Origin of the sequence: Bradyrhizobium sp. IAR9, from assembly GCF_013408065.1 — a bacterium.
GTDB lineage: Bacteria > Pseudomonadota > Alphaproteobacteria > Rhizobiales > Xanthobacteraceae > Bradyrhizobium.
Genome location: NZ_JACBZW010000019.1, coordinates 33702 through 60446, shown reverse-complemented (window position 1 = coordinate 60446; position 26745 = coordinate 33702). Strand labels below are relative to the sequence as shown.

Annotated in this window: 24 protein-coding genes; 14 read left to right on the top strand and 10 right to left on the bottom strand. The window is 65.7% G+C overall.

Annotation, left to right across the window (positions count from 1 at the left end; genetic code table 11):
- Positions 1-9 precede the first annotated feature (9 nt).
- Entirely contained in the window at positions 10-417 is a 408-nt protein-coding gene (locus GGD67_RS35130; RefSeq protein WP_018318475.1) for a nuclear transport factor 2 family protein, read from the bottom strand.
- 98 nt (positions 418-515) lie between these two features.
- Positions 516-2000, bottom strand: coding sequence for a mannitol dehydrogenase family protein (locus tag GGD67_RS35125; RefSeq protein ID WP_179739188.1), 1485 nt, complete (start codon positions 1998-2000; stop codon positions 516-518).
- A gap of 141 nt (positions 2001-2141) precedes the next feature.
- Here GGD67_RS35125 and GGD67_RS35120 point away from each other — a divergent pair, with 141 nt between their 5' ends.
- The 6 genes from GGD67_RS35120 (at position 2142) to uxuA (ending at position 8417) form a co-directional block, all read left to right on the top strand.
- Positions 2142-2954 carry a FadR/GntR family transcriptional regulator gene (locus GGD67_RS35120; protein WP_179739185.1) on the top strand — a complete coding sequence of 271 codons (813 nt, stop codon included), beginning with the start codon at positions 2142-2144 and terminating at the stop codon, positions 2952-2954.
- 70 nt (positions 2955-3024) lie between these two features.
- Complete coding sequence (locus GGD67_RS35115) at positions 3025-4002, top strand: sialic acid TRAP transporter substrate-binding protein SiaP (RefSeq protein WP_026202026.1); 978 nt, start codon at positions 3025-3027, stop codon at positions 4000-4002.
- A 116-nt stretch (positions 4003-4118) separates the two neighbouring features.
- Positions 4119-4697, top strand: coding sequence for a TRAP transporter small permease (locus GGD67_RS35110; RefSeq protein WP_018318479.1), 579 nt, complete (start codon positions 4119-4121; stop codon positions 4695-4697).
- 4 nt (positions 4698-4701) lie between these two features.
- Positions 4702-6108 (top strand): TRAP transporter large permease, encoded by a 1407-nt coding sequence (locus GGD67_RS35105; protein ID WP_018318480.1) that lies wholly within the window; start codon positions 4702-4704, stop codon positions 6106-6108.
- Positions 6105-7154: an L-idonate 5-dehydrogenase gene (locus GGD67_RS35100; protein WP_179739182.1), complete on the top strand. Its 1050-nt coding sequence runs from the start codon at positions 6105-6107 to the stop codon at positions 7152-7154. The genes GGD67_RS35105 and GGD67_RS35100 overlap by 4 nt, the downstream gene beginning before the upstream one ends.
- Positions 7155-7226: 72 nt before the next feature.
- Positions 7227-8417, top strand: coding sequence for a mannonate dehydratase (gene uxuA, locus GGD67_RS35095; RefSeq protein WP_018318482.1), 1191 nt, complete (start codon positions 7227-7229; stop codon positions 8415-8417).
- A gap of 33 nt (positions 8418-8450) precedes the next feature.
- Here the strand turns inward: uxuA and GGD67_RS35090 are convergent, their stop codons facing one another.
- The gene (locus GGD67_RS35090) at positions 8451-9140 is read right to left on the bottom strand and encodes an aspartate/glutamate racemase family protein (RefSeq protein ID WP_179739180.1); all 690 of its coding nucleotides are present in this window, start codon (positions 9138-9140) and stop codon (positions 8451-8453) included.
- Between the two features lie 1143 nt (positions 9141-10283).
- Between GGD67_RS35090 and GGD67_RS35085 the strand changes: the two genes are divergently transcribed.
- The 4 genes from GGD67_RS35085 to GGD67_RS35070 are packed head-to-tail and all read left to right on the top strand — an operon-like array spanning position 10284 to position 14786.
- A complete protein-coding gene (locus tag GGD67_RS35085) occupies positions 10284-11945 on the top strand; it encodes a thiamine pyrophosphate-binding protein (RefSeq protein WP_179739178.1) in 1662 nt (553 codons plus the stop codon).
- 3 nt (positions 11946-11948) lie between these two features.
- Positions 11949-13214, top strand: a complete 1266-nt coding sequence (locus tag GGD67_RS35080) for an FAD-binding oxidoreductase (RefSeq protein WP_179739176.1) — start codon at positions 11949-11951, stop codon at positions 13212-13214.
- A gap of 9 nt (positions 13215-13223) precedes the next feature.
- Complete coding sequence (locus GGD67_RS35075; RefSeq protein WP_179739174.1) at positions 13224-13967, top strand: aspartate/glutamate racemase family protein; 744 nt, start codon at positions 13224-13226, stop codon at positions 13965-13967.
- A 39-nt stretch (positions 13968-14006) separates the two neighbouring features.
- Positions 14007-14786 (top strand): SDR family NAD(P)-dependent oxidoreductase, encoded by a 780-nt coding sequence (locus GGD67_RS35070; RefSeq protein WP_018318487.1) that lies wholly within the window; start codon positions 14007-14009, stop codon positions 14784-14786.
- A 4-nt stretch (positions 14787-14790) separates the two neighbouring features.
- Here GGD67_RS35070 and GGD67_RS35065 read toward each other — a convergent pair whose 3' ends face one another.
- Genes GGD67_RS35065 through GGD67_RS35055 form a run of 3 tightly spaced genes read right to left on the bottom strand, consistent with a single transcriptional unit; the run spans position 14791 to position 18561 of the window.
- Positions 14791-15585 carry an IclR family transcriptional regulator gene (locus GGD67_RS35065; protein ID WP_179739172.1) on the bottom strand — a complete coding sequence of 265 codons (795 nt, stop codon included), beginning with the start codon at positions 15583-15585 and terminating at the stop codon, positions 14791-14793.
- A gap of 20 nt (positions 15586-15605) precedes the next feature.
- A complete protein-coding gene (locus GGD67_RS35060) occupies positions 15606-17339 on the bottom strand; it encodes an FAD-dependent oxidoreductase (protein ID WP_179739170.1) in 1734 nt (577 codons plus the stop codon).
- 7 nt (positions 17340-17346) lie between these two features.
- Positions 17347-18561: an ABC transporter substrate-binding protein gene (locus tag GGD67_RS35055; protein WP_018318490.1), complete on the bottom strand. Its 1215-nt coding sequence runs from the start codon at positions 18559-18561 to the stop codon at positions 17347-17349.
- 391 nt (positions 18562-18952) lie between these two features.
- On the opposite strand from GGD67_RS35055, the gene GGD67_RS35050 reads away from it, so the two are divergent.
- From GGD67_RS35050 to GGD67_RS35040, 3 genes are all read left to right on the top strand, one after another.
- Complete coding sequence (locus GGD67_RS35050) at positions 18953-20254, top strand: MFS transporter (protein WP_179739168.1); 1302 nt, start codon at positions 18953-18955, stop codon at positions 20252-20254.
- Positions 20255-20363: 109 nt separating this feature from the next.
- A complete protein-coding gene (locus tag GGD67_RS35045) occupies positions 20364-21155 on the top strand; it encodes a fumarylacetoacetate hydrolase family protein (protein ID WP_179739166.1) in 792 nt (263 codons plus the stop codon).
- A 147-nt stretch (positions 21156-21302) separates the two neighbouring features.
- Complete coding sequence (locus tag GGD67_RS35040; RefSeq protein WP_049814890.1) at positions 21303-21686, top strand: hypothetical protein; 384 nt, start codon at positions 21303-21305, stop codon at positions 21684-21686.
- Positions 21687-21733: 47 nt separating this feature from the next.
- Here GGD67_RS35040 and GGD67_RS35035 read toward each other — a convergent pair whose 3' ends face one another.
- On the bottom strand, positions 21734-22585 hold the full coding sequence (locus tag GGD67_RS35035) for a CoA ester lyase (RefSeq protein WP_177236977.1): 852 nt from the start codon (positions 22583-22585) through the stop codon (positions 21734-21736).
- Positions 22585-23088 carry a MaoC family dehydratase gene (locus GGD67_RS35030; protein ID WP_409411129.1) on the bottom strand — a complete coding sequence of 168 codons (504 nt, stop codon included), beginning with the start codon at positions 23086-23088 and terminating at the stop codon, positions 22585-22587. Before GGD67_RS35030 ends, GGD67_RS35035 begins: the two co-directional genes overlap by 1 nt.
- 181 nt (positions 23089-23269) lie before the next feature.
- Here GGD67_RS35030 and GGD67_RS35025 point away from each other — a divergent pair, with 181 nt between their 5' ends.
- Positions 23270-24436 carry an acyl-CoA dehydrogenase family protein gene (locus GGD67_RS35025; RefSeq protein ID WP_026202029.1) on the top strand — a complete coding sequence of 389 codons (1167 nt, stop codon included), beginning with the start codon at positions 23270-23272 and terminating at the stop codon, positions 24434-24436.
- A 33-nt stretch (positions 24437-24469) separates the two neighbouring features.
- On the opposite strand, the gene GGD67_RS35020 is transcribed toward GGD67_RS35025, so the two are convergent.
- Positions 24470-26044, bottom strand: a complete 1575-nt coding sequence (locus tag GGD67_RS35020; RefSeq protein ID WP_179739162.1) for an AMP-binding protein — start codon at positions 26042-26044, stop codon at positions 24470-24472.
- Between the two features lie 33 nt (positions 26045-26077).
- Entirely contained in the window at positions 26078-26713 is a 636-nt protein-coding gene (upp, locus tag GGD67_RS35015) for a uracil phosphoribosyltransferase (protein WP_179739160.1), read from the bottom strand.
- Positions 26714-26745: the final 32 nt, after the last annotated feature.

Here is a 26745-nt window from a genome sequence, read left to right as displayed (position 1 = left end):
CCGCCGCGTTCAGTGGACCCGGTGGCTCGTTCTATCGTCTTCAGCCTGCTCGACAATCTGCGCGATCGGGCTCGACTGATGGTGCACCAGGCGCCACTCGTCCCCGACGCGGCGAAAATGGTTCGCGGCGGCCAGGGCGGTGCCGTCGACGATCTCGATGCAGAGCACGCGGGCGCTATCGCCGTCGACGATGACCTGCGGCTCGGCGCAGACGATCTGCGGCCGCTCCGGGCTTTGCAGGATGTCGCGCCAGCTTCCGATCACCGTCGCGCGCCCGATGATGGCCGGCCAACCGGGATGGATGCAGGAGATGCCGTCGTCGTCCGCCCACATCCGTTCCATGCCGTCGAAGTCGCCGGTCGAAAACGCGGCATAAAAGGCCGCGTTGGCGGCGATGATCTTGCTGTCCTTTGCCATCGCTCTCGGGTGGGGCAAGGACAGGCAAAAATCAAGCGCGACTTCCGTTCGACCTTGTGTCCGATTTAGACCGCAGTGCAGCATTGCCCGCTCAGTGGTCAGGCCGAGACGAGCGTCTCCACGGCCCGCCGCGCACCTTCCTTGTAAAGACGGCCGAGCGCCGTGGTCACGGCCTCGCGCAGGCGCGGATCAGCACCCAGCGGCCCGAACACCTTCTGAACCCCGAGCAGTGTAGGCGCGAGCCGTTCGGCAACAGGCCCCGCCTCGCGCGCCAGCGCGGCGAATTCGGCGGCAAGGGGATCGCGCACGTCGATGGCGCGGCCTTGCTCGTCGAGGCCGGCGACATAGCGCATCCAGCCGGCCACCGCGAGCGCATGCGTTGCGATCGGCAGGCCCCTCGCGAGGCGGTCCTGCATCGCGCCGAGCAGCCGCTGCGGCAGCTTTTGCGAGCCATCCATCGCGATCTGCCAGGTACGGTGATGCAGCGCCGGATTGGCAAAGCGCTTCAGCAGCGAGGCGCGATAGGCGGCAAGGTCAGTGCCCGCAGGCATCGTCAGCGTCACCGCGGCCTCCTCCATCACCTGTGCGGCGAGCTGCGCAAAATGCCGATCCTGCATGGTGTCGGCGATGGTCTCATAGCCTGCGAGATAGCCGAGATAAGCCAGCGCCGAATGGCTGGCGTTGAGCAACCGCAGCTTCATCAGCTCGAACGGCTTGACGTCGGCGACGAGCTCGACGCCCGCTGCAGCAAGGTCGGGCCGGCCCGCGGTGAAACGATCCTCGACCACCCATTGCGTGAACGGCTCGGTCATGACAGGCCAGGCATCGCGCATGCCGAGTGCGTTCGCGACCGCATCGCGGTCGGCATCATTCGTCTCCGGCACGATACGGTCGACCATCGTCGAGGGGAAAGCGGCATTATCCACGATCCACTTGCCGAGTTCCCTGGAGCGGAGCGCAGCGAACTGCGTCACGATCCGCTGCACGGTGTGGCCGTTGGCGGCGAGATTGTCGCAGCACAGCACGGTGAACGGCGGGGCCCCCAGCGCGCGCCGCCGCGCCAGCGCAGCGACGATGAAGCCGGGCGCCGAGCGCGGCGCGTCGAAATTGTTGAGATCATGCACGATGTCAGGATGCCGCTCGTCGAGATCGCCGGTCTGCGGCGTGTGGCAATAGCCCTTCTCGGTGACCGTCAGCGAGACGATGCGAATGGCGGGATCGACCATCCGCTCGACCAACGCCGCCGGGCTTTCGCGTGTGACGACGCTGTCGAGCAGCGCGCCGATGACGCGGTGCTCGGTGCCTTCGGCGGCGCGCACGGCAACGGTGTAGAGATGATCCTGCGGGGCGAGGGCGTCGCGCGTATCCGGGCTGCGCAGGCTGGCGCCGACGATGCCCCAGGACGCGGCTCCTGCGGCAAGACAATCGTCGATGACGACGGCCTGATGCGCGCGATGAAACGCGCCGAGGCCGAGATGCACGATGCCGGGCGTGATGCGCGACCGGTCGTAGGCCGGGCGGCGAACGCCAGCTGCCAGCCGGTCGAGATTGGCGCGGCCAAGGCGCATTGAACCTGGGCGCATGGACGTCTCCCCTTTGCTTTGCCGCTGCTTGACATGGCGCCCGTATCAGGTCAATGCTCCGGTCAATTGGTAAGACCAATTTTCCAAAATTGGCGGGCCGCGGGCTCGAATGCCCCGCGCGACCCTTTCGGGAGGACCAGCGTGCCGCTGGAAGCTGTGGAGGCGAGACGGCTTTATCGCCAGGTCGCCGATCAATTGCGAAGCCTGATCGACAGCGGCGAGTACGCGGTCGGCAGCCGCTTGCCGACCGAGCGCGAGCTCGCCGAGCAGCTTAGGGTGTCCCGGCCCACGGTGCGCGAAGCCTTGATTGCGCTCGAGGTCGAGGGCCGCCTGCGCATCCGCGTCGGCTCCGGCATCTATGTGATCGAGCCCGCCGCAATCGCCGCGCCCGCAGCCGCGTCCGTCATCGAGGGGCCGTTCGAGCTGCTGCGCGCCCGCGAATTCCTCGAAAGCGCCATCGCCGAACAGGCTGCGCGCGTCGCGACCAGGGACGACATCGCCCGCATCGACGCCTCGCTCATCGCGATGGAGAACGTCGAGCATCCCGGCGAAGCCTCGATGGTGCATGACCGCGCGTTTCACGTCGCGATCGCCGGAAGCCTCGGCAATGCCGTTCTGGTGCGCGTGGTCGGCGAGCTGTTCGACCAGCGCCTCAATCCCTATTTCGCGCAGCTCGCGCATTATTTCGAAAGCCCGGGCACCTGGCGCACCGCGCTCGACGAGCATCGCGCCGTGCGCGAGGCGATCGCGGCGCATGATCCGCAAGCCGCGCGCGATGCGATGCGCGCGCATCTGGCGCGGTCGCAGGAGCGCTTCGCGCAGAATTTCGGCGCCGAGAAAGCGGCGGGATCATCTTCGGGGCGGAGCCGCACCGCGCGATCCCCGGCGAAGCCGGCGGTGCCAAAGCGACCACCGAAGAAGCAGGCCAAGAGCGGCAGCGCGCGGCGGCGATGAGATTGTACGGTCCGCATCCGTGCCGGGGCGGGCGAACAAGAAGCAGACTTGAACGATGGAGGAAAAGTCGATGTTGAAGAAAATGACGATTGCAGCAGTGATGTCCGCCGCCGCGCTATTGGCTGCCACCCAGGCCAGCGTGGCGCAGACCAAGCTCAAATGGGCCCATGTCTACGAGACCTCGGAGCCGTTCCACACCGCCTCGGTCTGGGCCGCGCAGGAGATCGGCAAGCGCACCAACGGGCGTTATGCGATCGACGTCTATCCGGCCTCGCAGCTCGGCAAGGAAGCCGACATCAACCAGGGCCTCTCGCTCGGCTCGGTCGACATCATCATCTCCGGCTCGAGCTTCGCGGCCAAGAGCTTCCCGCCGATCGGCGTGACCTATTATCCCTACACCTTCCGCGACGCCGATCATCTGCTCGCCTACACCAAGAGCGACATCTTCAAGGAGCTCGCCAAGGGCTATGAGGACAAGAGCGGCCACCACATCGTCGCGGTGACCTATTACGGCGTGCGCCAGACCTCGTCGAACAAGCCGATCAAGACCTGCGCCGACATGAAGGGCCTGAAGATGCGCGTGCCGGACGTGCCGGCCTATCTCGCGATGCCGCGCGCCTGCGGCGCCAACACTGCGCCGATCGCCTTCGCCGAAGTCTACCTCGCGCTCCAGAACGGCACCGTCGAGGCGCAGGAAAACCCGCTGACCACGATCGAGGCCAAGAAGTTCTACGAGGTGCAGAAGCACATCGTGCTGACCGGCCACATCGTCGATCACCTCAACACGGTGGTTGCGGGCGCGCTGTGGAAGAAGCTCTCCGACGAGGACAAGAAGATCTTCACCGACGTCGCCCAGGAAGCCGCCGCCAAGGCCACCGCGGAGATCAAGCAGAACGAGGCCAAGCTGGTCGCCTTCTTCAAGGAGAAGGGCCTGAGCGTGACCGAGGTCGACAAGAACGAGTTCCGCGACACCGTGCTGAAGAACGTCGCGTTCGAGACCTTCGGCTATCGCAAGGCCGACTGGGAAAAGATCCAGGCGGTCAAGTAATCGATGCCAAGTCGTTCCGGAGTGACGCGTAAGCGTCGAATCCGGAACCTCGAGATTCCGGGTTCGGCTCTTCGAGCCGCCCCGGAATGACGATCGAGAGATTTGAGGAGTAACCCATGTCCACCGCCGAAATACACCGGCAGATCACCGCGGACGAGATCGCCCATACCTTCGAGGAGGAGGCGACGCCGAAGGTCGACCTCGGCATCTACGCGTTCGAGGACTGGGTGGCGCTCGCGATCTTCTGGGTGATGGCGCTCGCCGTCTTCCTCCAGTTCTTCACCCGCTACGTGCTCAACGACAGCTACGCCTGGACCGAGGAGATTGCGACCTATTGCCTGATCGGCGTCGTCTTCATCGGCGCCTCGATGTGCGTGCGGCTGTCTCGGCACATCCAGGTCGATCTCGTCTATCGCTATCTGCCGCACCTCGTGGCGCGCGCCCTGTCGACGGTGATCGACCTGATCCGGATCGCCTTCTTCGGCTACGCCATCAAGTTGGTCTGGGTCTACATCCAGATCATCGGCGACGAGCAGATGACGACGATCAATTTTCCCAAGAACTACGTCTATTACGCCGTGCTGCTCGGCTTCGTGCTGATGTTCCTGCGCTCGGTGCAGGCGGCGCTGCAACACTGGCGGCAGGGCTACTCGGTCCTCGAACGACCCGGCGCCTACGACGGATCGGAGATTTGACATCATGCTGCTGCTGCTCGGAGGCTTTCTCATCCTGATGCTGCTCGGCGTTCCCGTGGCGATCGCCATGGCCGCGTCGTCGCTGCTCTACATCCTGGTCAGCGGCGTGACGCCCGACGTCACGCTGGCGCAGCGCATGATCGCCGGCGTCGAGAGCTTTCCGCTGCTCGCGGTGCCGTTCTTCATCCTGGCCGGCAACCTCATGAACATCGCCGGCGTCACCGGCCGCATCTACAAATTCGCCGTCGCCCTGGTCGGCTGGATGCGCGGCGGCCTCGGCCACGTCAACATCATCGGCTCGGTGATCTTCTCCGGCATGTCCGGCACCGCGATCGCGGACGCCGCCGGTCTCGGCACCATCGAGATCAAGGCGATGAAGGATCACGGCTATTCCACCGAGTTCTCGGTCGGCGTCACCGCGGCCTCGGCGACGCTCGGCCCGATCATCCCGCCGTCGCTGCCCTTCGTGATCTACGGCATGATGGCCAACGTCTCGATCGGCGCGCTGTTCTTGGGCGGCGTCATCCCGGGCGTTGTGCTGACGCTGTTCATGATGGCGACGGTCACCTATTTCGCGCACAAGAACAAATGGGGCAGCGACACGCCGTTCTCCTGGCCGCAGCTCGGCTCGGCCGGCCTCGAAATCCTCATCGTGCTGTCTTTCCCGATGGCGATCTGGCTGATGGTGCTGGCCGGCCTCTCGGTCAATGTCGCCGTGGTGATCGGCCTCGGCACGTTGCTGGCAATCGACTGGTACTTCGACTTCTCGGCGGTGATGGCGCTGATGGCGCCGGTGATCCTGATCGGCGGCATGACGCTCGGCTGGTTCACGCCGACGGAGGCCGCGGTCGCGGCCGTAATCTGGTCGCTGTTCCTCGGCCTCGTCCGCTACCGCACCATGACGCTGCAGACGGTGGCGAAGGCGACGTTCGACACCATCGAGACCACGGCCTCGGTGCTGTTCATCGTCACGGCAGCCTCGATCTTCGCCTGGCTGCTGACGGTGTCGCAGGCGGCGCAGACCTTGTCGGACTGGATGCTCAGCGTCACCCACAACAAATGGGTGTTTTTGGCGCTCGCCAACGTCTTGATCCTGTTCGTCGGCTGCTTCATCGACACCACGGCGGCGATCACCATCCTGGTGCCGATCCTGCTGCCGATCGTGCTCAAGCTCGGCATCGACCCGATCCATTTCGGCCTGATCATGACGCTGAACCTGATGATCGGCCTGCTGCATCCGCCGCTCGGCATGGTGCTGTTCGTGCTCGCGCGCGTGGCCAAGCTCTCGGTCGAGCGCACCACGGTCGCGATCCTGCCCTGGCTGGTGCCGCTCATGCTCGCGCTGATCGCGATCACCTACATTCCCGAACTGACCCTCTGGCTGCCAAAATACATGGGACTCTCCAAATGACCTCCGTTGCTCTCGCCGCTACCCTGTTCGGTCCCGAAGATCTGCGCATGGTCGAGCATCCGCTCGACAAGCTGGCAGACGGCATGGTGCGCATCCGCTTCGGCGCCGGCGGCATCTGCGGTTCGGACATGCACTATTTCCGCCATGCCCGGACCGGCGATTTCGTGGTGAAGTCGCCGCTGGTGCTCGGCCACGAGATCTCGGGCGAGGTCGTGGAGATCTCCGGCGCGGCTGCGAACCTGAAGGTCGGCGACCGCGTCGCCGTCAATCCCTCGCGCTGGTGCGGCCATTGCGTCGCCTGCCGCGAGGGCCGGCCGAACCTGTGTGAGAACATCTACTTCATGGGCTCGGCCTCGAAGACGCCGCACATGCAGGGCGGCTTTGCCAATTACTTCGATGCGGTTCCCGCGCAGTGCGTGAAGATTCCCGATCACGTCTCCTACCAGGCTGCGGCGCTCGCCGAGCCCCTCGCGGTCTGCCTGCACGCGGTCGCGCGTGCCGGCAATATCGAGGGCAAGCGCGGCATCATCTTTGGTGCCGGCCCGATCGGGCTTCTGACCATGCTCGCCGCGCACCGCGCCGGCATGGCCGATATCACGGTGGCCGACATCGCGCCGGCCCCGCTGGCCTTCGCGACCAAGCTCGGTGCTTCGCATGTCGAGAACGTGTCGGCCGGGGAAGAGGGCCTGAAGGCGCAGGCCGCGTCGCGTCCCTACGACGTCGCGTTCGAGGTCTCGGGAACGGCCGCGGGCCTTGCGAGCGCCATTGGCATCGTCAGGCGCGGCGGCATCGTGGTGCAGATCGGCAATCTGCCGGGCGGCCAGATTCCGACGCCGTCGAATGCGGTGATGGCGAAGGAGATAGACCTGCGCGGCTCGTTCCGCTTCGGCTTCGAATTCTCAACCGCGGTGGAACTGATCTCCAATGGCAGCGTCGACGTGCTGTCGCTGGTCACCGCCGAGCGTCCGCTGTCGACCGCGCCGGATGCGCTCAGGCTGGCGCTCGACCGCTCGCAGAGCGTCAAGGTCGTGCTGACCGCGAATTGACTCTTGTTTTGACGCGTTTTCTTCACGCGAACCGATACCCACTTCGCTCGAAAACGCTTTAGGAGATTGCGCATGATGCTCGAAGGCTGGCGCTGGTACGGGCCCGACGATCCTGTCTCGCTCGACGATGTCAGGCAGGCCGGGGCGAGCGATATCGTCTCGGCGCTGCATCAGGTGCCGATTGGCGAAGCCTGGACACGCAAGGCGGTGGAGGAGCGCAAGAACTTCATCGAGCGCGGCCAGCCCGGCCGCTCGCAGCTGACCTGGTCGGTGGTGGAATCGATTCCGATCCCAGACGACGTCAAGCGGCTCGGCGGCAAGGCGACCAAGTCGATCGAGGCCTGGATCGCGAGCCTCGAAGCCGTCGCGGCTTCGGGCATCAAGATCATCTGCTACAATTTCATGCCGGTGGTCGATTGGTGCCGCACCGATCTGGAATGGGAGCTGCCGAACGGCGCCCGCGCCATGCGCTTCGACCAGGACCGCTTTGCCGCCTTCGAGCTGCATATCCTCAAGCGCCCTGCGGCCGTGCAGGATTATTCGCCCGAGCAGCAGGCGCGTGCGAAAGCGCTGTTCGAGCAGATGAGCCAGGCCGATATCGACTATCTCGTCATGGTGATCGCCAGCGCGCTGCCCGGCTCGACCACCGAGCCGATGACCATCCCGCAATTCCGCGATCGGCTGGAGACCTATCGCGACATCACGCCAAAGATCCTGCGGCAGCATCTCGCCGAATTCCTCGGGCGCGTGACGCCGGTGGCCGAGCAGCTCGGGGTGTCCTTGACCCTGCATCCGGACGACCCGCCGCGGCCGCTGTTCGGCCTGCCGCGTATTGCCTCGAGCGCCGACGACTACCAGGCACTGTTCGACGCCGTGCCGTCCAGGGCCAACGGCATCTGCCTGTGCACGGGCTCGCTCGGCGTGCGGGCGGAAAACAATCTGCCTGAAATGGCCGAACGCTTCGGCCCGCGTATTGCGTTCGCGCATCTCCGCGCCACCAAGCGCGAGGCCGACGGGCTGTCGTTCTACGAATCCGATCATCTCGACGGCGACGTCGACATGGTCGCGGTACTCAAGGCGCTGCTCAAGGAGAACGCGCGACGCGCGCCGGACAAGCAGATCGTGTTCCGTCCCGATCACGGCCACCGCATGCTCGACGACCTCGCCGCGACCAAGCGCACCAATCCCGGCTACACCGCGATCGGCCGCCTGCGCGGTCTCGCCGAGCTCCGCGGCGCGATCCGCGCGATCGAGCATCGGTGATAGAGGCGGGGCTCGGCGACGGCCGACATCGCATCACCCGATGGCGAAATCCGCCGCCGTCTCTGCGTGAATGGCCGTGGTGTCGAACGTCTCGACCGATGTGTCGTCAGGGCCGACCAGCATCGTGATCTCGGTGCAGCCGAGGATGATGCACTCGGCGCCGGCGGCGACCAGCGCTGCCATCACCTCCTGATAGCGGCGGCGCGAGGGGTCGGCGACGATACCGAGGCACAGCTCGTCGTAGATGATGCGGTTCACGTCGGCGCGCGCCTCAGGGTGAGGGACCAGCACGTCGAGATCATGCGCGCGCAGCCGGTCGATGTAGAAGTCCTCCTCCATCGTGAACTTGGTGCCGAGCAGCCCGACCCGCCGATATCCTCTCGCCCGGATCCGCTGCGCCGTCGCGTCGCCAAGGTGGATGAACGGAACGGTCACGCTGGAGATGATGTCGGGCGCCAGCTTGTGCATCGTGTTCGTGCACAGCACGATCGCCCGCGCGCCGGCGCCTTCAAGACGCCGCGCGACCTCCGCCAGGCTGGCCGCCGCCTCGCGCCAGCGGCCGGCGTATTGCATCTGCTTGATTTCCTCGAAATCGTAGGAATACAGCAGGAGCGGAGCCGAATGCAGCTTGCCCATGCGGTCACGGACCCGCTCATTGATGAGCTTGTAGTAGAGTGCCGTGCTCTCCCAGCTCATGCCCCCGATCAGGCCGATGGTTTGCATTCCGGTGTCCTCGACGATTTGGTTTCGTCCGGATCGTAAACGAAGACGTCGAAGCGCGGTAGCCATCGCTTGATTGCGGCTTGATGCAGCGTCAGGCCTAATTATTTCAGCGCTCGTAGCCCGGATGGAGCGTTAGCGTAATCCGGGGCCTTCGCTCGGCATCTCACACCGTCCCGGATTACGCTGGCGCTCCATCCGGGCTACGCCATCGTCCTGTGTCGCCCTCTGTCAATTGCCGCGCACAAAAATATTCCACTTTACCGAAATTCGGTTTCGGCGTATGTGTCGGTCATCCTGATCCGGCGAAAGGGGCGGTCGTACGTCGTCACGAGCCGCGGATCGGGGAGCGGTGGACGCAGGCAGCGTCGTGCACGAGAGGCGGGAGCAGGGCGGGAGAACCCCGTGAGGTCCAGGCTTCGTGCGGACGAACGGCGCTTGAAGCGTACGGCCAAATCGCGTGGTCCTGGCTGTCGTTGCTACAGCCAAGCCTTGCGGAGGTGCGCCGAGCCCGACCGGGCGAAGCGCGCCGCCAATCCGCGGGGTGACGGAGGCAAGCAGGAACTCGTCTCCGGGGAGAGCGCGCCATAGGCCGTCAAACATCGCGCAGGGAAGGCCGGATGATCGGCTGCCCTGTGTCTCCCTCGTGCATTGCGTGTGCAATGTCTTCGCACGGGGGTCTTGCGGGTGCCAGCCGGCACCCGGCCTTCCCTGCGCCCTTTTTCTTCGGAGAGGGCGTGAAGCGGACAGCAAAACTCGGGCGGAAGCGCCGCGAGAAGGTGGAGGCATGTCTGCGAGTCACAACCGATATCGTAGGGTGGGCAAAGCGCAGCGTGCCCACGCTCTTGTTGCTGATGGAGGGAGATCGTGGGCACGGCGCAAGTGCGCCTTTACCCACCCTACGGCACTGGATTGCTTCGTCGCACCAGCGCAAAATTGCTACGCAATTCTGTCGCGGGCTCCTCGCAATGACGTGCCAACCGCAATCCCTGCACCAAGCCCGACGAACAGGCGTCGTGCAAACGGCACCGACGGGCATGACGTCTGCGCAGGCTGCGAGAAGCCTTTCGATCTTGCGCGCCCTCTCGGCCTGTCCTACGCAGTCTCCGAATAATAGCGCATCGCCAGAGCCTTGAGGGAGCCGTCATGACCATCCGCAACACCCGCACCGGGGGCCAGATCCTGATCGACCAGTTGGTCGCGCAAGGGGTCGAGCGCGTCACCTGCGTGCCGGGCGAGAGCTATCTGGCCGCGCTCGATGCGCTGCATGACAGCCCGATCGACGTCATGATCTGCCGCGCCGAAGGCGGCGCGGCGATGATGGCGGAGGCCTACGGCAAGCTGACCGGGCGGCCCGGCATCTGCTTCGTCACCCGCGGCCCCGGCGCCACCAATGCCAGCCACGGCGTCCACATCGCGATGCAGGATTCGACGCCGATGGTCCTGTTCGTCGGCCAGGTCGACACCGGCATGCGCGAGCGCGAGGCGTTCCAGGAGCTGGACTACAAGGCGGTGTTCGGCACCATGGCGAAATGGGCGGTCGAGATCGATCGTCCCGATCGCATTCCGGAGCTGGTGGCGCGCGCCTTCCGCGTCGCCATGCAGGGCCGCCCCGGTCCCGTCGTGATCTCGCTACCGGAGAACATGCTGACCGAGACCGCCGCCGTTGCGGATGCCATGCGCATCGAGCCTGCCGTGAGCTGGCCCGCGCCTGCGGATATCGAGAAGCTCGGCGCGATGCTCGCGAGCGCCAAGGCGCCGCTCGTCATCCTCGGCGGCTCGCGCTGGACGGATGAGGCGACCAGGAGCATCGCCCGCTTTGCCGAGCGCTTCGACCTGCCGGTCGCGACCTCGTTCCGCCGGGCCTCGCTGATCGATGCCGACCATTCGCATTACGCCGGCGATCTCGGCATCGGGCCGAGCCCGGGCCTGAAGGCGCGCATCGACAACGCCGATGTCGTGCTCCTCGTCGGCGGCCGCATGTCGGAGATGCCGTCCTCGTCCTACACGCTGCTCGATATTCCGACCCCGCAGCAGAAGCTGATCCATGTGCATCCCGGCTCCGAAGAGCTCGGCCGGGTCTATCAGCCGGCGCTCGCGATCCAGGCGACGCCCGCCGCGTTCGCCGCCGCCGTCGAGACGCTGAAGCCTTCAGGCGCGGTGGCCTGGAAGGGCGAGGCCGCCAAGGCGCACGCCGATTATCTCGCCTGGACCGAGAACGCCCGCGAGCTGCCGGGCACGTTCCAGTATGGCCAGGTCATGACCTGGCTGCGCGACAGGCTCCCGAAGGACGCGATCGTCTGCAACGGCGCCGGCAATTATGCCGGCTGGATCCACCGCCATCATCGCTTCCACAGTTTTGCCGCGCAGCTGGCGCCGACCTCGGGCTCGATGGGCTACGGCGTCCCGGCGGCAGTTCTCGCCAAGCGGCAATATCCGGATCGCACCGTCGTCGCCTTCGCCGGTGACGGCTGCTTCCTGATGAACGGCCAGGAGTTCGCGACCGCCGTGCAGTATGACGCGCCGCTGGTCGTGATCGTGGTCGACAATTCGCAATACGGCACCATCCGCATGCACCAGGAGCGTGACTATCCCGGCCGCGTGGTCGGCACCCAGCTCAAGAACCCTGATTTCGCAATGTACGCGAAGGCATTCGGCGGCCATGGCGAGCGCGTTGAGCGCACCGAAGAGTTCGCGCCGGCGTTCGAGCGTGCGCTGGCCTCCGGCAAGCCGTCGATCCTCCACTGCATCATCGACCCGCGCGCGATCTCGGTCGGCAAGGACTTTGCGCCCGCGGTGAAGGCGTAAGCGATGACGACCGGTCGCCACGTTGCGATCATCGGAGCCGGCGCGGTCGGTGTCATCAGCGCCATCGAGGCCTTGCGCGAGGGCCATCGCGTCACGCTGATCGATCCGGGCGAGCCCGGCGGCGAACAGGCGGCGAGCTATGGCAATGCCGGCTGGCTGTCGTCGCATTCGGTGATCCCGCCGGCGGAGCCGGGCATCTGGAAGAAGGTGCCGGGCTATCTAATGGATCCGCTCGGGCCGCTTGCGATCCGCTGGTCGTATTTGCCGAAGGCGCTGCCCTGGCTGATCAAATATCTGCTCTCGGGTTGGACCGAGGCGCGGGTCGAGACAACGGCCTTTGCGCTGCGCGACCTGTTGAAGGACGCGCCGCTGCTGCACCGGAAGCTGGCGGAGGAGGCTGGCGTCCCCGAGCTGATCGAGCGCAATGGCGTGATGCATGTGTTTCCGTCGCGCGGCAATTTCGACAATGATCTCGGCTGGCGCCTGCGCAAGAAGGTCGGCGTCGAATGGATGGAGCTCAACGCCGACGAGATGCGCCAGCGCGAGCCCGATCTGCATCCGCGCTACACCTTTGGCGTGGTGGTGGAAGAGGCCGGGCGCTGCCGCGATCCCGGCGCTTATGTTGCGGCGCTTGCCAACCACGCGCTGGCGAGCGGCGCCAAGCATGTGCGCGCCAAGGCGACTGGCTTGAGGCTGAACGGCGACAAGCTCGTCGCTGTCCTCACCGAGACCGGCGAGATCGCCTGCGATGCTGCCGTCGTCGCGGCCGGCGCCCGATCAAAGCAGCTCACCGCATCGGTCGGAGATCCCTTGCCGCTCGAGACCGAGCGCGGCTACCATGTCATGATAGAGAACCCGGAGTCAGGTCCGCGCAGCTCGATGATGGCATCCGACGCCAAGATGGTGGTGAACTGGACCGACAAGGGCCTGCGCGCCGCCGGCACGGTCGAGATCGCGGGCCTCGAGGCCGCGCCGAACTGGAAGCGCGCCGAAATCCTGCGCAACCACCTTGTCAGCATGTTTCCAAAACTGCCGAAAGACATTCCGGCCTCGCGCATCAAAACCTGGTTCGGCCATCGGCCGAGCATGCCGGATGGACGTCCCTGCATCGGCTATGCGCGCGCCTCGCGTGACATCGTCTATGCCTTCGGCCACGGCCACGTCGGGCTGGTCGGCTCGGCCCGTACCGGCCGGCTCGTCGCGCAGTTGCTCAGCGGCAAGCCGCCCGAGATTCCGCTGGCGCCGTTTGCGCCCGAACGTTTCCTCTGAGGTCGCAGCATGACCAGTTCGGCCAATTTACCCTCCCGCATCGCCCGTGGCGGCAAGGCCATCTATGGCGCGCCGCTCGGCATCTTGATGCTGGAAGCGCGCTTTCCCCGCATTCCCGGCGACATGGGCAACGGCACGACCTGGCCATTCCCCGTGCTCTATCGCGTGGTGAGCGGGGCTTCGCCGGAGAAGGTGGTGCTGAAGGGCGCGGCCGGCCTGCTGCCCGACTTCATCGATGCCGCCAAGGATCTGGTGCGGCTCGGCGCTGAAGCCATCACCACCAATTGCGGCTTCCTCTCGCTGTTCCAGAAGGAGATCGCGGCCGCGGTCGGCGTTCCCGTTGCGACCTCGTCGCTGATGCAGGTGCCGTGGGTGCAGGCGACCTTGCCGCCGGGCAAGCGCGTCGGCCTCGTCACGGTGTCGGGCTCGACCTTGACTCCGGCTCATCTCGAGGGCGCCGGCGTGCCGCTCGACACGCCGCTGGTCGGCACCGAGAACGGCAAGGAATTCTTCCGCGTCCTGATCAAGGCCGAGAAGGACGATATGGACATCGCGCAGGCCGAGCGTGACGTGGTCGAGGCCGGCAAGGAGCTTGTCGCCAAAAATCCCGATGTCGGCGCGATCGTGCTCGAATGCACCAACATGCCGCCTTATGCGGCAGCGTTGCAGGCCGAGGTCGGGTTGCCGGTCTACGACATCTATTCCATGATCACCTGGTTTCACGCCGGACTGCGCCCGCGCGCCTTTGCGTGAACGCGTCCGTGAGATCGTCACAAGTCCTGGAGCGAGCCCATGAAGTTATCCGGCAAGGTCGCCGCCATCACCGGCGCCGCACGCGGCATCGGCAAGGCCTGCGCGAAGAGATTTTTGGATGACGGCGTCAAGGTCGTGATCTCTGACGTCGATGCCGAGGGCCTCGCCGCGACGGCGGCCGAGCTCGGACGTCCGGAGGCCTTGCGCACCGTCGTCGGCAATGTCGCCAGGCGCGCCGACGTCGACCAGCTCGTCGCCACCGCCGTGAAGGAATTCGGCCGGCTCGACATCATGGTCAACAATGCCGGCGTCGCCCGCAACCGGGACATCCTGGAGATATCCGAAGAGGAATTCGACGAGATCATCGGAATCAATTTGAAGGGCGCGTTCTTCGGCGTCCAGGCCGCGGCGAAGCAGATGATCGCGCAAGGCGGCGGCGGGGTCATCATCAACATGTCCTCGGTGAACGCGCTGCTGGCGATCCCGGCGCTGGCGACCTACGCGATGTCCAAGGGCGGCATGAAGCAGCTGACCTCGGTTGCCGCCGTCGCGCTCGCCCCGCACAACATCCGCGTCGTCGCGGTCGGACCGGGCACGATCCTGACCGACATGGTGGCATCATCCATCTACACCTCGGAGGACGCGCGCAAAACCGTGATGTCACGCACGCCGGCCGGCCGCGGCGGCGAGCCGAGCGAGGTGGCGTCCGTCGTCGCGTTCCTGGCGAGCGACGATGCGTCCTACATTACCGGGCAGACGATCTATCCCGATGGGGGGCGATTGATCCTGAATTACACGGTGCCGGTGAAGGAGAAGTAGGCCCTCACTCCGCCGCAACCGTCATCCCGTAGCCGAGCCGCTTCGAGATGCCGCCGGCGCAATCCCGCAACGCATGCGCGATCGGGCTGTCCCAGCGCGCATCGAACGTGCCTTCGGGTCCCATCGCCGTGATGACCAGCGCGACATGGCCGGAATGATCGAACACGGGGGCCGAGAAGGCGTTGACGCCGGGCAGGGGATCGCCGAGCGCGCGGGCGAGGCCGTGCTTGCGGACCTCCGTCAGTATCTCGGCGACCTTGGCGCCCTTCACGGTGCGCTTCGGACTGTAACCGACGCCGTGACGATCGAGCCCGCTCTCCAGCGCGGCGTTGATGGTCTTCTCCGGCAGGAACGCCGCAAAGGCGCGGCCCGTGGCCGTCTCCAGCAGCGCCATCACCGAGCCCGCGCGCATCACGATGTGGACCGGCTGGGCCGGCTCTTCGAGCTGGACGACGGTCGGGCCGTACGTGCCCCAGACTGCCAGTGAGACCGCATGTCCGATCTGACTCGCGAGCGCGGCGATCTTCGGCCTTGCGATGCGCACGCCGGAGAGGCGGCGCAGGCTGATCAGGCCGAGCTCCAGCGCCAGCGCGCCGATCTCGTAGCGGCCGGTGGTCTCGTCCTGCTCGATCAGCCCGATGCGGGAGAAGCTGGCGAGGTAAGGGTGCGCCTTGGCCGGCGACATGCCGGCCTCGCGCGCGAGATCGCGCAGCATCATCGGCTCGCCGCACCTTGCGAGCGCGCGGAGCAGCTCTCCGCCGACCTCGATGGACTGGATGCCGCGGCTTTCCCTCTTCATGCGCCTCCGATGCGCTTGGCTTACGCCGCGTCGCGCTTGGCGGCGCTGTCGGCGAGATGACGGCCGGCAATGTAGCCGAAGGTCAGCGCCGGCCCAAGCGTGATGCCGGCCCCGGGGTAATTGCCGCCCATGATGCTCGCCATGTCGTTGCCGGCGGCATAAAGCCCGGGAATGACCCGGCCCTCGGCATCGAGCGCCCGGGCGTTCGCGTCGGTGACGATGCCGGCATAGGTGCCGAGATCGCCGATCACCATCTTGATGGCGTAGAAAGGCCCGTTCTCGACCGGCGCGACGCAAGGGTTGGGGCCGTGCATCGCGTCACCCTGGTAGCGGTTGTAGGCCTTCGAGCCCTTGCCGAACGCGGCGTCATGGCCTTGCAGCGCGGTGGCATTGAACTGCCTGACGGTCTCGGCGAATGCCTTGGCATCGACGCCGGCCTTCGCCGCCAGCGCCTCCAACGTGTCGCCGCGCATGAGATAGCCGGTATTGAGGTGATGACCCAGCGGCATCGGGAACGGCGGCACGCAGCCGAGACCGTATTTGCGCAGCGTTGGGTGATCGCAGACCAGGAAGGCGGCGATCTCCTCGCCGGGCTTGGCGGCCTTGATCATGGCCTGGACGAAGTCGTGATAGGAATTGCCCTCATTGGCAAAGCGCTTGCCGTCGCGCATCACCGCGATCACGCCGGGCTTGGCGCGGTCGATGAAGTGCGGCATCACGCCCTTGGAACCGTCCTTGCGCGTGGTCAGCGACACCGGCACCCAGGCCGCCGCGTTCGGCAGCCGGTCCTCGATATGTCCGCCGGCGCGCTCCGCAAGACGCAGTCCGTCGCCGGTGTTGCCTGATGGCCCCGGCGAGAAATGCTCGTTGCCGGTCGGGGCGTGCGGAAACATCTTCTTGCGCCGCTCCACATCATGCGGGAAGCCGCCGCAGGCCAGCACCACGCCTTGCCTTGCGCGGACGCGCACCTCGCGTCCCTCTCGCGAAACGATGGCACCCGTCACCGCGCCGTTCTCGACCGTCAACTCGCGCACGGGCGAGGACAGCCACATCGGAATGTTCAGATCCTGGGCGGATTTCGCCAGCCGCCCTGCGAGCGCATTGCCGTTGGTCAGCGTCATGCCGCGGCCGTAGCGCAGCACGTCCATCAGGTGACGCGACAAGCGCTTGGCGACGTAGACCGCGGAAGTCAGCGACTTGGTCACGCGCATGAAGTGGATGATCTCCTTGCCGCTTCCCAGCATCATGCCGAACACGGTGAGCTCGGGCAGCGGCATGCCCAGCGACTTGATGAGGTCGCCGAGTTCGCGGCCGTCGAACGGGCGCGTCACCATGGAGCGACCGCCTTGTGCGCCGCCGGGTGCTTCGGCGTGGTAGTCGGGAAACACCAGCGGCATGTCGAAGCGGAGCGCGGTCTTGGTGGTGAAGAAATCGACCGCCTCGGGGCCGGCACTCAGGAATGCATCGACGCGCGCGGCGTCGTAATTGTTGCCGGCCTCGTGCCGCAAATAGGTGCGGGCCTGCTCCGGCGTCTCGGCGATGCCGTAGGCCTTTGCCAGCGAGGTGCCGGGAATCCAGAGCCAGCCGCCGGAGCGGGCGGTGGTGCCGCCAAAGCGCGGTTCCTTCTCGACGATCAGCACGTCGAGGCCGCGATGGCGCGCGGTGATCGCGGCCGACATGCCGGAGCAGCCTGATCCGGCCACGAGCACGTCGCACTCGTAAGTCTCAATTGCGCTATGCTCGCTGCCGGTCATCTTGGCCTCACTTCTTCAGGAGCGGACATTTGGACTCGGAGACCGGGCGGAAGGCGTCCTCGCCCTTCACGGTCTTGACGATGTCCAGGTAATCCCACGGCTCCTTCGACTGCTCGGGCTTCTTCACCTTGGCGAGATACATGTCGCGGATGACGCGGCCGTCCTCGCGCAACTTGCCGCCATGGACGAATGTATCCTCGATCGGCAGCTCGCGCATCTTGGCCATCACCTTGGCGGAATCGTCGGTGCCGGCCGCCTTGATTGCCTTCAGATAGTGCAGCACCGAGCCGTAGACGCCGGTCTGGATCATGGTCGGCATCACCTTGGTGCGCTCGTAGAACTTCTTCGACCAGGCGCGCGTTGCTTCGTCCATGGCCCAGTACGAGGCCGTGGTCATGTAGGTGCCCTGCGCGGCCTTGAGGCCGATCGCGTGCACGTCGGTGTCGAACATCAGGAGGCCGACGAGCTTCTGGCCACCCTGGACGAGGCCGAACTCGCCGGACTGCTTGATCGCGTTGTCGGTGTCCTGGCCGGCATTGGCAAAGGCGACGACGTCGGATTTCGAGCTTTGTGCCTGGAGCGCGAAGGAGGAGAAGTCCGCGGTGTTGGTCGGATGCTTGACGCCGCCCAGGACCTTTCCGCCCATCTCGTTGACGAAGCGCGTGGCGTCCTTCTCGAGCTGCTGGCCGAAGGCGTAGTCCGCAGTGATGAAGTACCAGGACTTACCACCCTCCTTGATCACGGCGGAGGCCGTCACCTTCGACAGCGCGTAGGTATCGTAGGTGAAGTGCACGGTGTTCGGGCTGCACAGCTCGTCGGTCAGCGAGCTTGCGCCGGGGCCGGAGAGCAGCGCGACCTTGCCCCGCTCGCGCACCATGTTGTGGACGGCGATCGCGATGCCGGAATTGGGGATGTCGACGACGGCGTCGACCTTGCCGTTGTCGAACCAGCCGCGCACGATCTGCACGCCGACGTCGGTCTTCATCTGGTGATCGGCGCTGATGATCTCGATCGGCTTGCCGAGCACGGTCGGCCCGAATTCCTCCACCGCCATCTTCGCGGCCTCGACCGAGCCCGGCCCTGAGTTGTCGCGGCCCCAGCTCGACAGATCCGTCAGCACGCCGATCCGCACCGCGTCGTCGGAGACTTGCGCGGTGGCGACTGTGGTCATGGCTGCCGAAGTCATGGCCGCGAGCATGGCGCAGGCCAGAAGCCCTCTCATCGTTGTTTCCTCTCTCTTATTGGCCGCATGGCGCGGCTGGCTGTTCTTGAGATGAATTAGATATAAGCAAATAAGTTTGTCAATGGTGAATTCAGGGTCCGGAATGAGTTCCTCTCGGCGGATGAGACGACAGGGGGCACCGCTGCTTCAGCGCCCGTGATTGCGAGCTCAGCGACTTGTCCGCCGAAGCCTTGGCGAAGGCTGAAGCAATCCAGACTCTCTCCCGGAGGCAGCCTGGATTGCTTCGTCGCAAGAGCTCCTCGCAATGACGGATGTTGCGAAAGCTGCGCACAAAATCCCGCGTTGTTATCCTGTGAGAGCCATCACCCCTGCAGGTTGCAACCCTCGGCACGATTGGCCATGATGCTCGCGGGAATCTCTGGGGCAGGGCATGACGGCAGCAACGGGAGTCTCCGCGGCGGCGGAGAAATCGACGACGGCGCATGTGGTGTGGGCGAGCGCGCTCGGCACCGCCATCGAGTGGTACGACTTCCTGATCTACGGCACGGCGGCGGCGCTGGTCTTCAACAAGCTGTTCTTCCCGAGCTTCGATCCCTTCGTCGGCACGCTGGCGGCGTTCTCGACCTATGCGGTCGGTTTCGTGGCGCGGCCCATCGGCGGCGCCATCATCGGGCATTACGGCGACCGGCTCGGCCGCAAGACCATGCTGGTCGCGACCATGATCGCGATGGGGCTCGGCACCTTCCTGATCGGCTGCCTGCCGACCTACAGCCAGATCGGCGTGTGGGCGCCGATCCTGCTCATCGTGCTGCGCTTCGTCCAGGGCATCGGCCTGGGCGGCGAATGGAGCGGCGCGGTCGTCATGGTGATCGAGCATGCCGGCAATCGCCGCGGCTTCTATGGCAGCATGGTGCAGATCGGCTTTCCCGTCGGCGTTGCCGCATCGACCGGCATTTTCGGCCTGATGACCAAGCTGCCCGAAGCCGATTTCCTGAGCTGGGGCTGGCGCGTGCCGTTCCTGATCAGCATCCTGCTCGTCGGTGTCGGCTTCATCGTGCGGCTCAAGCTCGCGGAGACGCCGCACTTCAAGGAGGTGGTCGAGCGCAAGGAGGTGCTGGCGCAGCCGGTGCTGGAAGTGCTCCGCCGCGACTGGCGCAGCTTTCTGCTGGCGATCGGCATCACGGTGTCCGAGGTCGGGCTTGCTTATCTCCTCACCGTCTTCACCGTGGTCTATGCCACGACGAAGCTCGGGCTGCCGCGCCAGGTGATCCTGGATGCCGTGGTCTATGCCGCCCTCGTCGAGTTCGCGACGCTGCCGCTCGCCGGCTGGCTGTCCGACATCTTCGGACGCAAGGCTCTATACCTTGCCGGCGGCGTGTTCTCGGTGGCGCTGGCGTTTCCGTTGTTCTGGTTCCTCGATACGAAGGAGCCGGCGCTGATCACGCTGGCGCTCGTCGTCACGATGACGCTGACCCATGCGCTGCTATTCGGGCCGAAGGCCGCGTTCATGCCGGAGTTGTTCCGCACCCAGGTGCGCTACAGCGGAGCCTCGCTCGGGGCCAATGTCGCGGCGGCGCTGAGCGGCGGCTTCTCGCCGCTGATTGCGACTGCGCTGCTGGCGTGGGCCGGCTCGTACTGGGCCGTGTCCGTCTACATCATCGCCCTCTCCATCATCACGATCGTCGCGACGCTGATGGCGCCGGAGACGGCGCGGAGTTCGCTGAAATCCTGATGTCGATCGTCTCGCGACTCAAGATGCAGCAGCCGGGCCATTGGCCTGCGGACCGTTTGGTTCTAAGAACGCCCCTGAGGAAACCTCCCCCAAGCCAGGGAACAGAACCATGACGAAGACGTCTCGACGCGACGTGCTCACTGCCGCAGCCGCGATGACAGCGGCGGGCATCGCCGAAGCTGCGCCGGCCGCAGCGCAGGCCGGACCGAAGCCGATCTTTCCAGTGCCGATGGTGACGATCCCGATCGTCGGCGAGAGCCAGGTGTTTCAGGTCCGCCGCATCTACTGCATCGGGCGCAACTACGCCGCGCACGCGATCGAGCGCGGCTCGGACCCCAACCGCGAGCCGCCGTTCTTCTTCCAGAAGCCGACCGACGCGATCCAGAACGTCGCGGTCGGCGAGGTCGCCGATCATCCCTATCCGTCACTGACCAAGAACTATCATCACGAGGTCGAGCTGGTCGCCGCCCTGAAATCAGGCGGCACCAATATCCCGGTCGATAAGGCGCTCGACCACGTCTATGGCTACGCGCTCGGCCTCGACATGACCCGGCGCGACCTCCAGAACGGCATGGCCGCGGAGAAGAAGCCCTGGGAAATCGGCAAGAGTTTCGACCACGCCGCAGTGATCGGCCCGATTCATCCGGCCAGCAAGACCGGCCATTTCGAGAAGGGCGCCATCTCGCTGGCGATCAACGGCACGGTGAAGCAGAACTCGGATCTCAGCAAGATGATCTGGAACGTGGCCGAGCAGATCGCAAAGCTGTCGGAAGCCTTCGAATTGAAAGCCGGCGATATCATCTATTCCGGCACGCCGGAGAATGTCGGTCCCGTCGTGAAGGGCGACGTGCTGCTGTGCAAGCTCGAGGGCTTACCTGATATGTCGATCAAGATCGTGTAGCTCCACGCCGCCGTCGCAACCGCCGGTTGGCGGCGGCAGCCCTGCGCCAGGGGAGTTCCACCCGACGATTGCCATTTGTTGGCCGGCAAGCGAACCTCCTGTGGCCATATTTGGGAACGAGTGATTTCCCGCGAGGGAGGCGCTCCGATGACCAAGGCTCTGATCACTGCTGTCGCAATGCTGGCGTGTGTGCCCGTGAGCGCGGTTGCGCAGGAGCGCGCCGGCGATGCAGCACTCGGTGCCGTCTCCGGCGCGGTCGTGCTGGGCCCGGTCGGGGCGGTTGCCGGAGCCTTGATCGGCTACACTGCCGGACCTTCGATCGCTCGGTCCTGGGGTATGAGAGGTTCGCACTCGGCAGGACATCGGCCGCCGCCGCGCCGCGCGGCCGCGACCAGGAGCCCGACGCGCACCCGCGAGGCGATGGCAGCCAACGGTCAGATGCGAGCTGCTGGCAATCCGGCCCCGCCGGTTCAGGCCGCTCCCGCCGCTCCGGCGCAAGCCTCGGCGCCGCCGGTTCAGGGGTTCGACTAAGGCCGCAGCTTCAAGCCGACGTCTTCGGCCGCAGCCCCCGGCCTGCCCTAGGGCTGGCCGAGGATCTTCTTGGCGGCGCGAAGGTGCGGCTTGTCGATCATCTGGCCGTCGAGCCGCAGCGTGCCGGAATTGGGATTGCTGGCAAACGCCGCGATCACTTTCTCCGCCCAGGTGCGTTCGGCTTCGGTCGGCGCGAAGGCGGCGTTGACGACGTCGACATGCTTGGGATGGATCAGCGCCTTGGCGGAAAACCCGTCGCGGCGCGCCGCGCGTGTTTCGGCTTCCAGGCCCGCGAGGTTATCGATGTCGGTATAGACGGTATCGATCGGCGCGACCTCGGCCGCGGCCGCCGCCATCAGGCAGAGATCGCGCGCGAGACGATAGGGGCTGTGGAACACGCCGCCGGACGCCTTTTCGGTGGCTCCGAGCGAAGCCGAGAGATCTTCCGCGCCCCACATCAAGCCGGCGAGGCGAGGGGAGCAGCCCTTGTAGCTGCCGAGGCCAAAGATCGAACCTGCGGTTTCGGTCGCCACGCAAACGATGCGGGTTGAGCCCAGCTCCGTGCCGGCCGCGGCTTCCAGGGCTTCGAGCCAGGTTGCGACCTGCCTTACGTCATCACCGCCCTGCGATTTCGGCAGCACGATGCCGTCGGGCTTGCCCGGCATCACCGCTGCGAGATCGGCGAGCGTCATGCCGGTGTCGAGCGCGTTGACGCGGACATAGAGCTGGTGCGGGCCGGGGCGGCCCTTCAGCATCGTCAGCGTCAACCCGCGCGCCTCCGCCTTCTTCTCGGTGACGACGGAATCCTCGAGGTCGATGATCAGCGCGTCGGCCTTGCCTTCGCTCGCCTTCTCGAATTTGCGCGGGGAATCGCCCGGCACGAACAGCATCGAACGCATCAGACCGGCCTCTTGTGCATCATCGCCATGCGGCGGCATTTGCCGACGATCTCGTCGTTCTGGTTCAAGGCATGGTGCTCGAACTCGACGATGCCGGCCTTGGGCCGCGATTGGGATTCCCGCACCGAAAGCACCTTCGTCGTCGCCCGCAACGTGTCGCCATGGAAGACCGGTTTTGGAAAGGTCACGTCGGTCATGCCGAGATTGGCAACGGTGGTCCCCATGGTCGTATCGTAGACCGTCATGCCGATCATGATGCCGAGGGTGTAAAGGCTGTTGAAAATGCGCTGGCCGAACTCGGTCTTTTCGGCGAAATGCGCGTCGATATGCAGCGGCTGCGGATTGAGGGTCAGCAGGCTGAACATGGTGTTGTCCATCTCCGTGACGGTCCGGGTCAGCGGATGCCTGAACTCCTGGCCTACGGAAAAGTCTTCGAAATAAAGTCCGGCCATCGCGGTTTCCTCCCTGCGAAATAACGGCGCGCCCATAGCTTCACGTCGCATGACCCTATGCATGGTAGACACAGTTGATAGATAAATTCACGTATCTGTACGCGGTTTTTCGAGCTAAGAACCCGGGCAAGGGCACGTCAGGGCGCGACGCAAGCGGCCACGGCCTTTGAGCGGGGAACGCGAAGAGACGGGAGATGGCGCGGTCGCGGCTCCCAAGACGGAGATCAAGATCATGGATTTCGCGCTCACCGATCAGCAGGAAGCCATTCGGGATGCCATCGCCAAGATCTGCGAAGGCTTTCCGGATGCCTACTGGCTGAAGAAGGACCACGACGGCGGCTTCCCGCACGATTTTCATAAAGCACTCGCCGACGCCGGCTGGCTCGGCATCTGCGTGCCGGAGGAATATGGCGGCTCGGGGCTCGGCATCACCGAAGCTGCGATCATGATGCGCACCATCGCCGAATCCGGCGCCGGCATGTCCGGCGCATCCGCCGTGCACATCAACGTGTTCGGCCTCAATCCCGTCGTCGTGTTCGGCACCGAGGAGCAGCGCAAGCGCATGCTGCCGCCGATGGTCGAGGGTCGCGAGAAGGCGTGCTTTGCCGTCACCGAGCCCAACACCGGCCTCAACACCACGCAGCTGAAGACCCGCGCGGTCGCCAAGAACGACCGCTACATCGTCAACGGCCAGAAGGTGTGGATCTCGACCGCGCAGGTCGCGCACAAGATCCTGCTGCTGGCCCGCACCACGCCGCTGGAAGAGGTGCGCTCGCCGACCCACGGCCTCAGCCTGTTCTACACCGATTTCGACCGCAACAAGATCAAGGTCCACGAGATCGAGAAGATGGGCCGCAAGATCGTCGATTCCAACGAGCTGTTCTTCGAAGATTTCGAGATCCCGATGGAGGACCGCGTCGGCGAGGAAGGCAAAGGCTTCCAGTACATCCTCGAAGGCATGAACCCCGAGCGCATCCTGATCGCGGCGGAGGCGGTCGGCCTCGGCAAGCTGGCGCTGGCGCGCGCCACGGAATATGCCAAGACGCGCGTGGTGTTCAACCGTCCGATCGGCAAGAACCAGGGCATTCAGCATCCGCTCGCGGTGAACTGGGTCGAGCTCGAGGCGGCCTGGCTGATGGTGATGTCGGCGGCGTGGCAATACGACAAGGGAATGCCCTGCGGCGCTGCGGCCAATGCCGCAAAATACCTTGCGGGCGAAGCGGGCTTCTCGGCCTGCGAGCAGGCCGTGATGACCCACGGCGGCTTCGGCTACGCCAAGGAATTCCACGTTGAGCGCTACTTGCGCGAGGTGCTGATCCCGCGCATCGCGCCGGTCAGCCCGCAGCTCGCGCTCAGCTTCATCGCGGAGAAGGTGCTGGGGCTCGCGAAGTCGTACTGAACGAGCCTTGTGGCGCAAACCAAATGGGCTCGCCTATTCGGCGGCGATCCGCTCCATCGCCATGGCGCGAAGCCTGGCGCGCTGGATCTTCACGCCGTTGGCGCTGTCGGTGACCGGGAAGGCCTCCACCACATAGATCCGGGCCGGGACCTTGTAGCCGGCGAGCCGTTCGCGCAGGCGCGCGACCAGCGTCTCCTGCATTGGCGGCTCCTTCGCCGGGATCACGAAGGCGACGCAGCGCGCCTGACCCTTGAGATCGACTGCAACCACCTGGGCGTCGGCAACGCCGTTGCATGATTTGAGCTCGTCCTCGATCTCGCCGGGCGCGACGAGGAAGCCGCCGAGCCGCATGGCATCGCCCGCGCGGGTCTCGTAGACGAAGGAGCCGTCGCCCCGCAGCCGGCCGATGTCGCCGGCGCGGAAGAACCCGTCCGCGGTGAGCGCATCGCGCGTCGCATCCGGATTGTTGAAATAGCCGAGGAAACTTGACGGCGCGTTAATCTCGATCTCGCCGGAAATGCCGCTAGCCGCAAGCTCGCCGGTCTCGGTGTCGCGCACGCGCACCTTTGCGTCAGACGACATCGGCCAGCCGCCGCCCTCGATGCGGTCGGCGAAGGCATCGACGGGGCGGGCGATCGAGAATAGGGCCTGAACCTCGCTCGACCCGTAGAGGCCGAACAGCGGCAGGCCGCGCGCCTCGGCCTCCGCGGCAAGCTCGCGCCAGCCAGGCTGGAACGCGGCGAAGCCGCAGACTTCCAGATGCGGAAATGGCCGGGGTGCATCGGTGAGGGCGAGGATGCGCCGGAACATCTCGTCCGATCCGAACGAGTGCGTGATCCTGTGCTCGCCGAGGATCTTCAGCGCCGGCGCCGCCTCGAAGGCATCGAGCACGTGGACGGTCGCACCCGCCGCGACAAAGCCGAGCAGGCTCGTCATGCCAAAGGTGCCACAGAACGGCAGCATGGCCAGCAGCGAATGACGCTGCGGATCGAGCCGAAGCGCCTTGGCCACGGAGATGGCATGGCCCGCCAGCGTCCGCTGCGAATGCGCCACGAGCTTCGGCCCCTTGGTGGTGCCTGACGTGGTGTAGAGCAGGACCGGCTGATCCACGTCGTCCTGCGCGGGTGGCGCCGGCGGATAGCGTCTGTCGAAAGCATCGAACCGCACGCAGGGCCAGTGCGCCGGGATCGCATCCGCACCGATCACCGCGAGCCGTTGCAGCGCCGGCACCTCGTCCTTGGCGATGTCGGCGAGGATCGCGGCAAAATCCACCGAGCGGAATGCGGCCTCGACCACCATCAGCCTGGCACCGGATAGCTTGAGCAGATGCGCGACCTCCGCGCTCCGGTAGCGTGTATTGACGGCCGCGACGATCGCGCCACATCTTGCGGCGGCGAACAGCAGCGCGACCCATTCGATCCGGTTGACCAGCCAGACTGCGACCACGTCGCCCTTGCCGATGCCTTGTGCCGCAAGCCAGGCCGCGGTCTGCTCGATCCTTTCGGAGAACTCAGCGCGCGAGACCCGCGTGCCGTCGCATGCGAAGGCGGGATCGGCGGCGACCTCGGTCCGGATCAGCGATTGCAACGAAGACGCGTTGGCACTCATGGCAAGGGGAGTAACCCGATCGCGCCAACCTGTCTACTTGGTGCCGAACATCCGGTCGCCGGCATCGCCCAGGCCCGGCACGATGTAGCCGTGGTCGTTGAGCCGCTCGTCGATCGCAGCGGTCCAGATCGGCACGTCCGGGTGTTCGCTCTGGAACTGGGCGATGCCCTCGGGCGCGGCCAGAAGGCACACGAAGCGGATGTCGCGGGCGCCGCGGGCCTTGAGCAGGGAGGCACCGGCGCAGGCCGAGTTGCCGGTCGCCAGCATCGGATCCATCAGGATCACGGCGCGGTCGGACAGGTCATGCGGCGCCTTGAAGTAATATTCCACGGCCTGCAACGTCTCGGGGTCGCGGTAGAGCCCGATATGGGCGATGCGCGCCGAGGGCATCAGCGCCAGCATGCCGTCGAGGAAGCCGACGCCGGCGCGCAGGATCGGCGCCAGCGTGAGCTTCTTGCCGGCAATCTTGGGCGCCTGCATCGGTGCGATCGGCGTTTCGATATCGACCAGCTCCAGCGGCAAATCACGCGTCACCTCGTAGCCGAGCAGCATCCCGATCTCGTTCAGGATCTCGCGAAAGCTCTTGGTCGAGCGATCCTTCTCCCGCATCAGCGAGAGCTTGTGCTGGACCAGGGGGTGGGCGACGACGTTGACGGTGCTGGTGCTCATGAAACCGCTCTACACGTTTCCCTGGAATTGCG

Excerpts from the sequence above, each read along its gene's own strand:
- GGD67_RS35130 (WP_018318475.1), bottom strand. The coding sequence starts at position 417 with ATGGCAAAGGACAGCAAGATCATCGCCGCCAACGCGGCCTTTTATGCC.
- GGD67_RS35125 (WP_179739188.1), bottom strand. The coding sequence starts at position 2,000 with ATGCGCCCAGGTTCAATGCGCCTTGGCCGCGCCAATCTCGACCGGCTG.
- GGD67_RS35115 (WP_026202026.1), top strand. The coding sequence starts at position 3,025 with ATGTTGAAGAAAATGACGATTGCAGCAGTGATGTCCGCCGCCGCGCTA.
- GGD67_RS35110 (WP_018318479.1), top strand. The coding sequence starts at position 4,119 with ATGTCCACCGCCGAAATACACCGGCAGATCACCGCGGACGAGATCGCC.
- GGD67_RS35105 (WP_018318480.1), top strand. The coding sequence starts at position 4,702 with ATGCTGCTGCTGCTCGGAGGCTTTCTCATCCTGATGCTGCTCGGCGTT.
- GGD67_RS35100 (WP_179739182.1), top strand. The coding sequence starts at position 6,105 with ATGACCTCCGTTGCTCTCGCCGCTACCCTGTTCGGTCCCGAAGATCTG.
- uxuA (WP_018318482.1), top strand. The coding sequence starts at position 7,227 with ATGATGCTCGAAGGCTGGCGCTGGTACGGGCCCGACGATCCTGTCTCG.
- GGD67_RS35090 (WP_179739180.1), bottom strand. The coding sequence starts at position 9,140 with ATGCAAACCATCGGCCTGATCGGGGGCATGAGCTGGGAGAGCACGGCA.
- GGD67_RS35085 (WP_179739178.1), top strand. The coding sequence starts at position 10,284 with ATGACCATCCGCAACACCCGCACCGGGGGCCAGATCCTGATCGACCAG.
- GGD67_RS35080 (WP_179739176.1), top strand. The coding sequence starts at position 11,949 with ATGACGACCGGTCGCCACGTTGCGATCATCGGAGCCGGCGCGGTCGGT.
- GGD67_RS35075 (WP_179739174.1), top strand. The coding sequence starts at position 13,224 with ATGACCAGTTCGGCCAATTTACCCTCCCGCATCGCCCGTGGCGGCAAG.
- GGD67_RS35070 (WP_018318487.1), top strand. The coding sequence starts at position 14,007 with ATGAAGTTATCCGGCAAGGTCGCCGCCATCACCGGCGCCGCACGCGGC.
- GGD67_RS35065 (WP_179739172.1), bottom strand. The coding sequence starts at position 15,585 with ATGAAGAGGGAAAGCCGCGGCATCCAGTCCATCGAGGTCGGCGGAGAG.
- GGD67_RS35060 (WP_179739170.1), bottom strand. The coding sequence starts at position 17,339 with ATGACCGGCAGCGAGCATAGCGCAATTGAGACTTACGAGTGCGACGTG.
- GGD67_RS35055 (WP_018318490.1), bottom strand. The coding sequence starts at position 18,561 with ATGAGAGGGCTTCTGGCCTGCGCCATGCTCGCGGCCATGACTTCGGCA.
- GGD67_RS35050 (WP_179739168.1), top strand. The coding sequence starts at position 18,953 with ATGACGGCAGCAACGGGAGTCTCCGCGGCGGCGGAGAAATCGACGACG.
- GGD67_RS35045 (WP_179739166.1), top strand. The coding sequence starts at position 20,364 with ATGACGAAGACGTCTCGACGCGACGTGCTCACTGCCGCAGCCGCGATG.
- GGD67_RS35040 (WP_049814890.1), top strand. The coding sequence starts at position 21,303 with ATGACCAAGGCTCTGATCACTGCTGTCGCAATGCTGGCGTGTGTGCCC.
- GGD67_RS35035 (WP_177236977.1), bottom strand. The coding sequence starts at position 22,585 with ATGCGTTCGATGCTGTTCGTGCCGGGCGATTCCCCGCGCAAATTCGAG.
- GGD67_RS35030 (WP_409411129.1), bottom strand. The coding sequence starts at position 23,088 with ATGCGACGTGAAGCTATGGGCGCGCCGTTATTTCGCAGGGAGGAAACC.
- GGD67_RS35025 (WP_026202029.1), top strand. The coding sequence starts at position 23,270 with ATGGATTTCGCGCTCACCGATCAGCAGGAAGCCATTCGGGATGCCATC.
- GGD67_RS35020 (WP_179739162.1), bottom strand. The coding sequence starts at position 26,044 with ATGAGTGCCAACGCGTCTTCGTTGCAATCGCTGATCCGGACCGAGGTC.
- upp (WP_179739160.1), bottom strand. The coding sequence starts at position 26,713 with ATGAGCACCAGCACCGTCAACGTCGTCGCCCACCCCCTGGTCCAGCAC.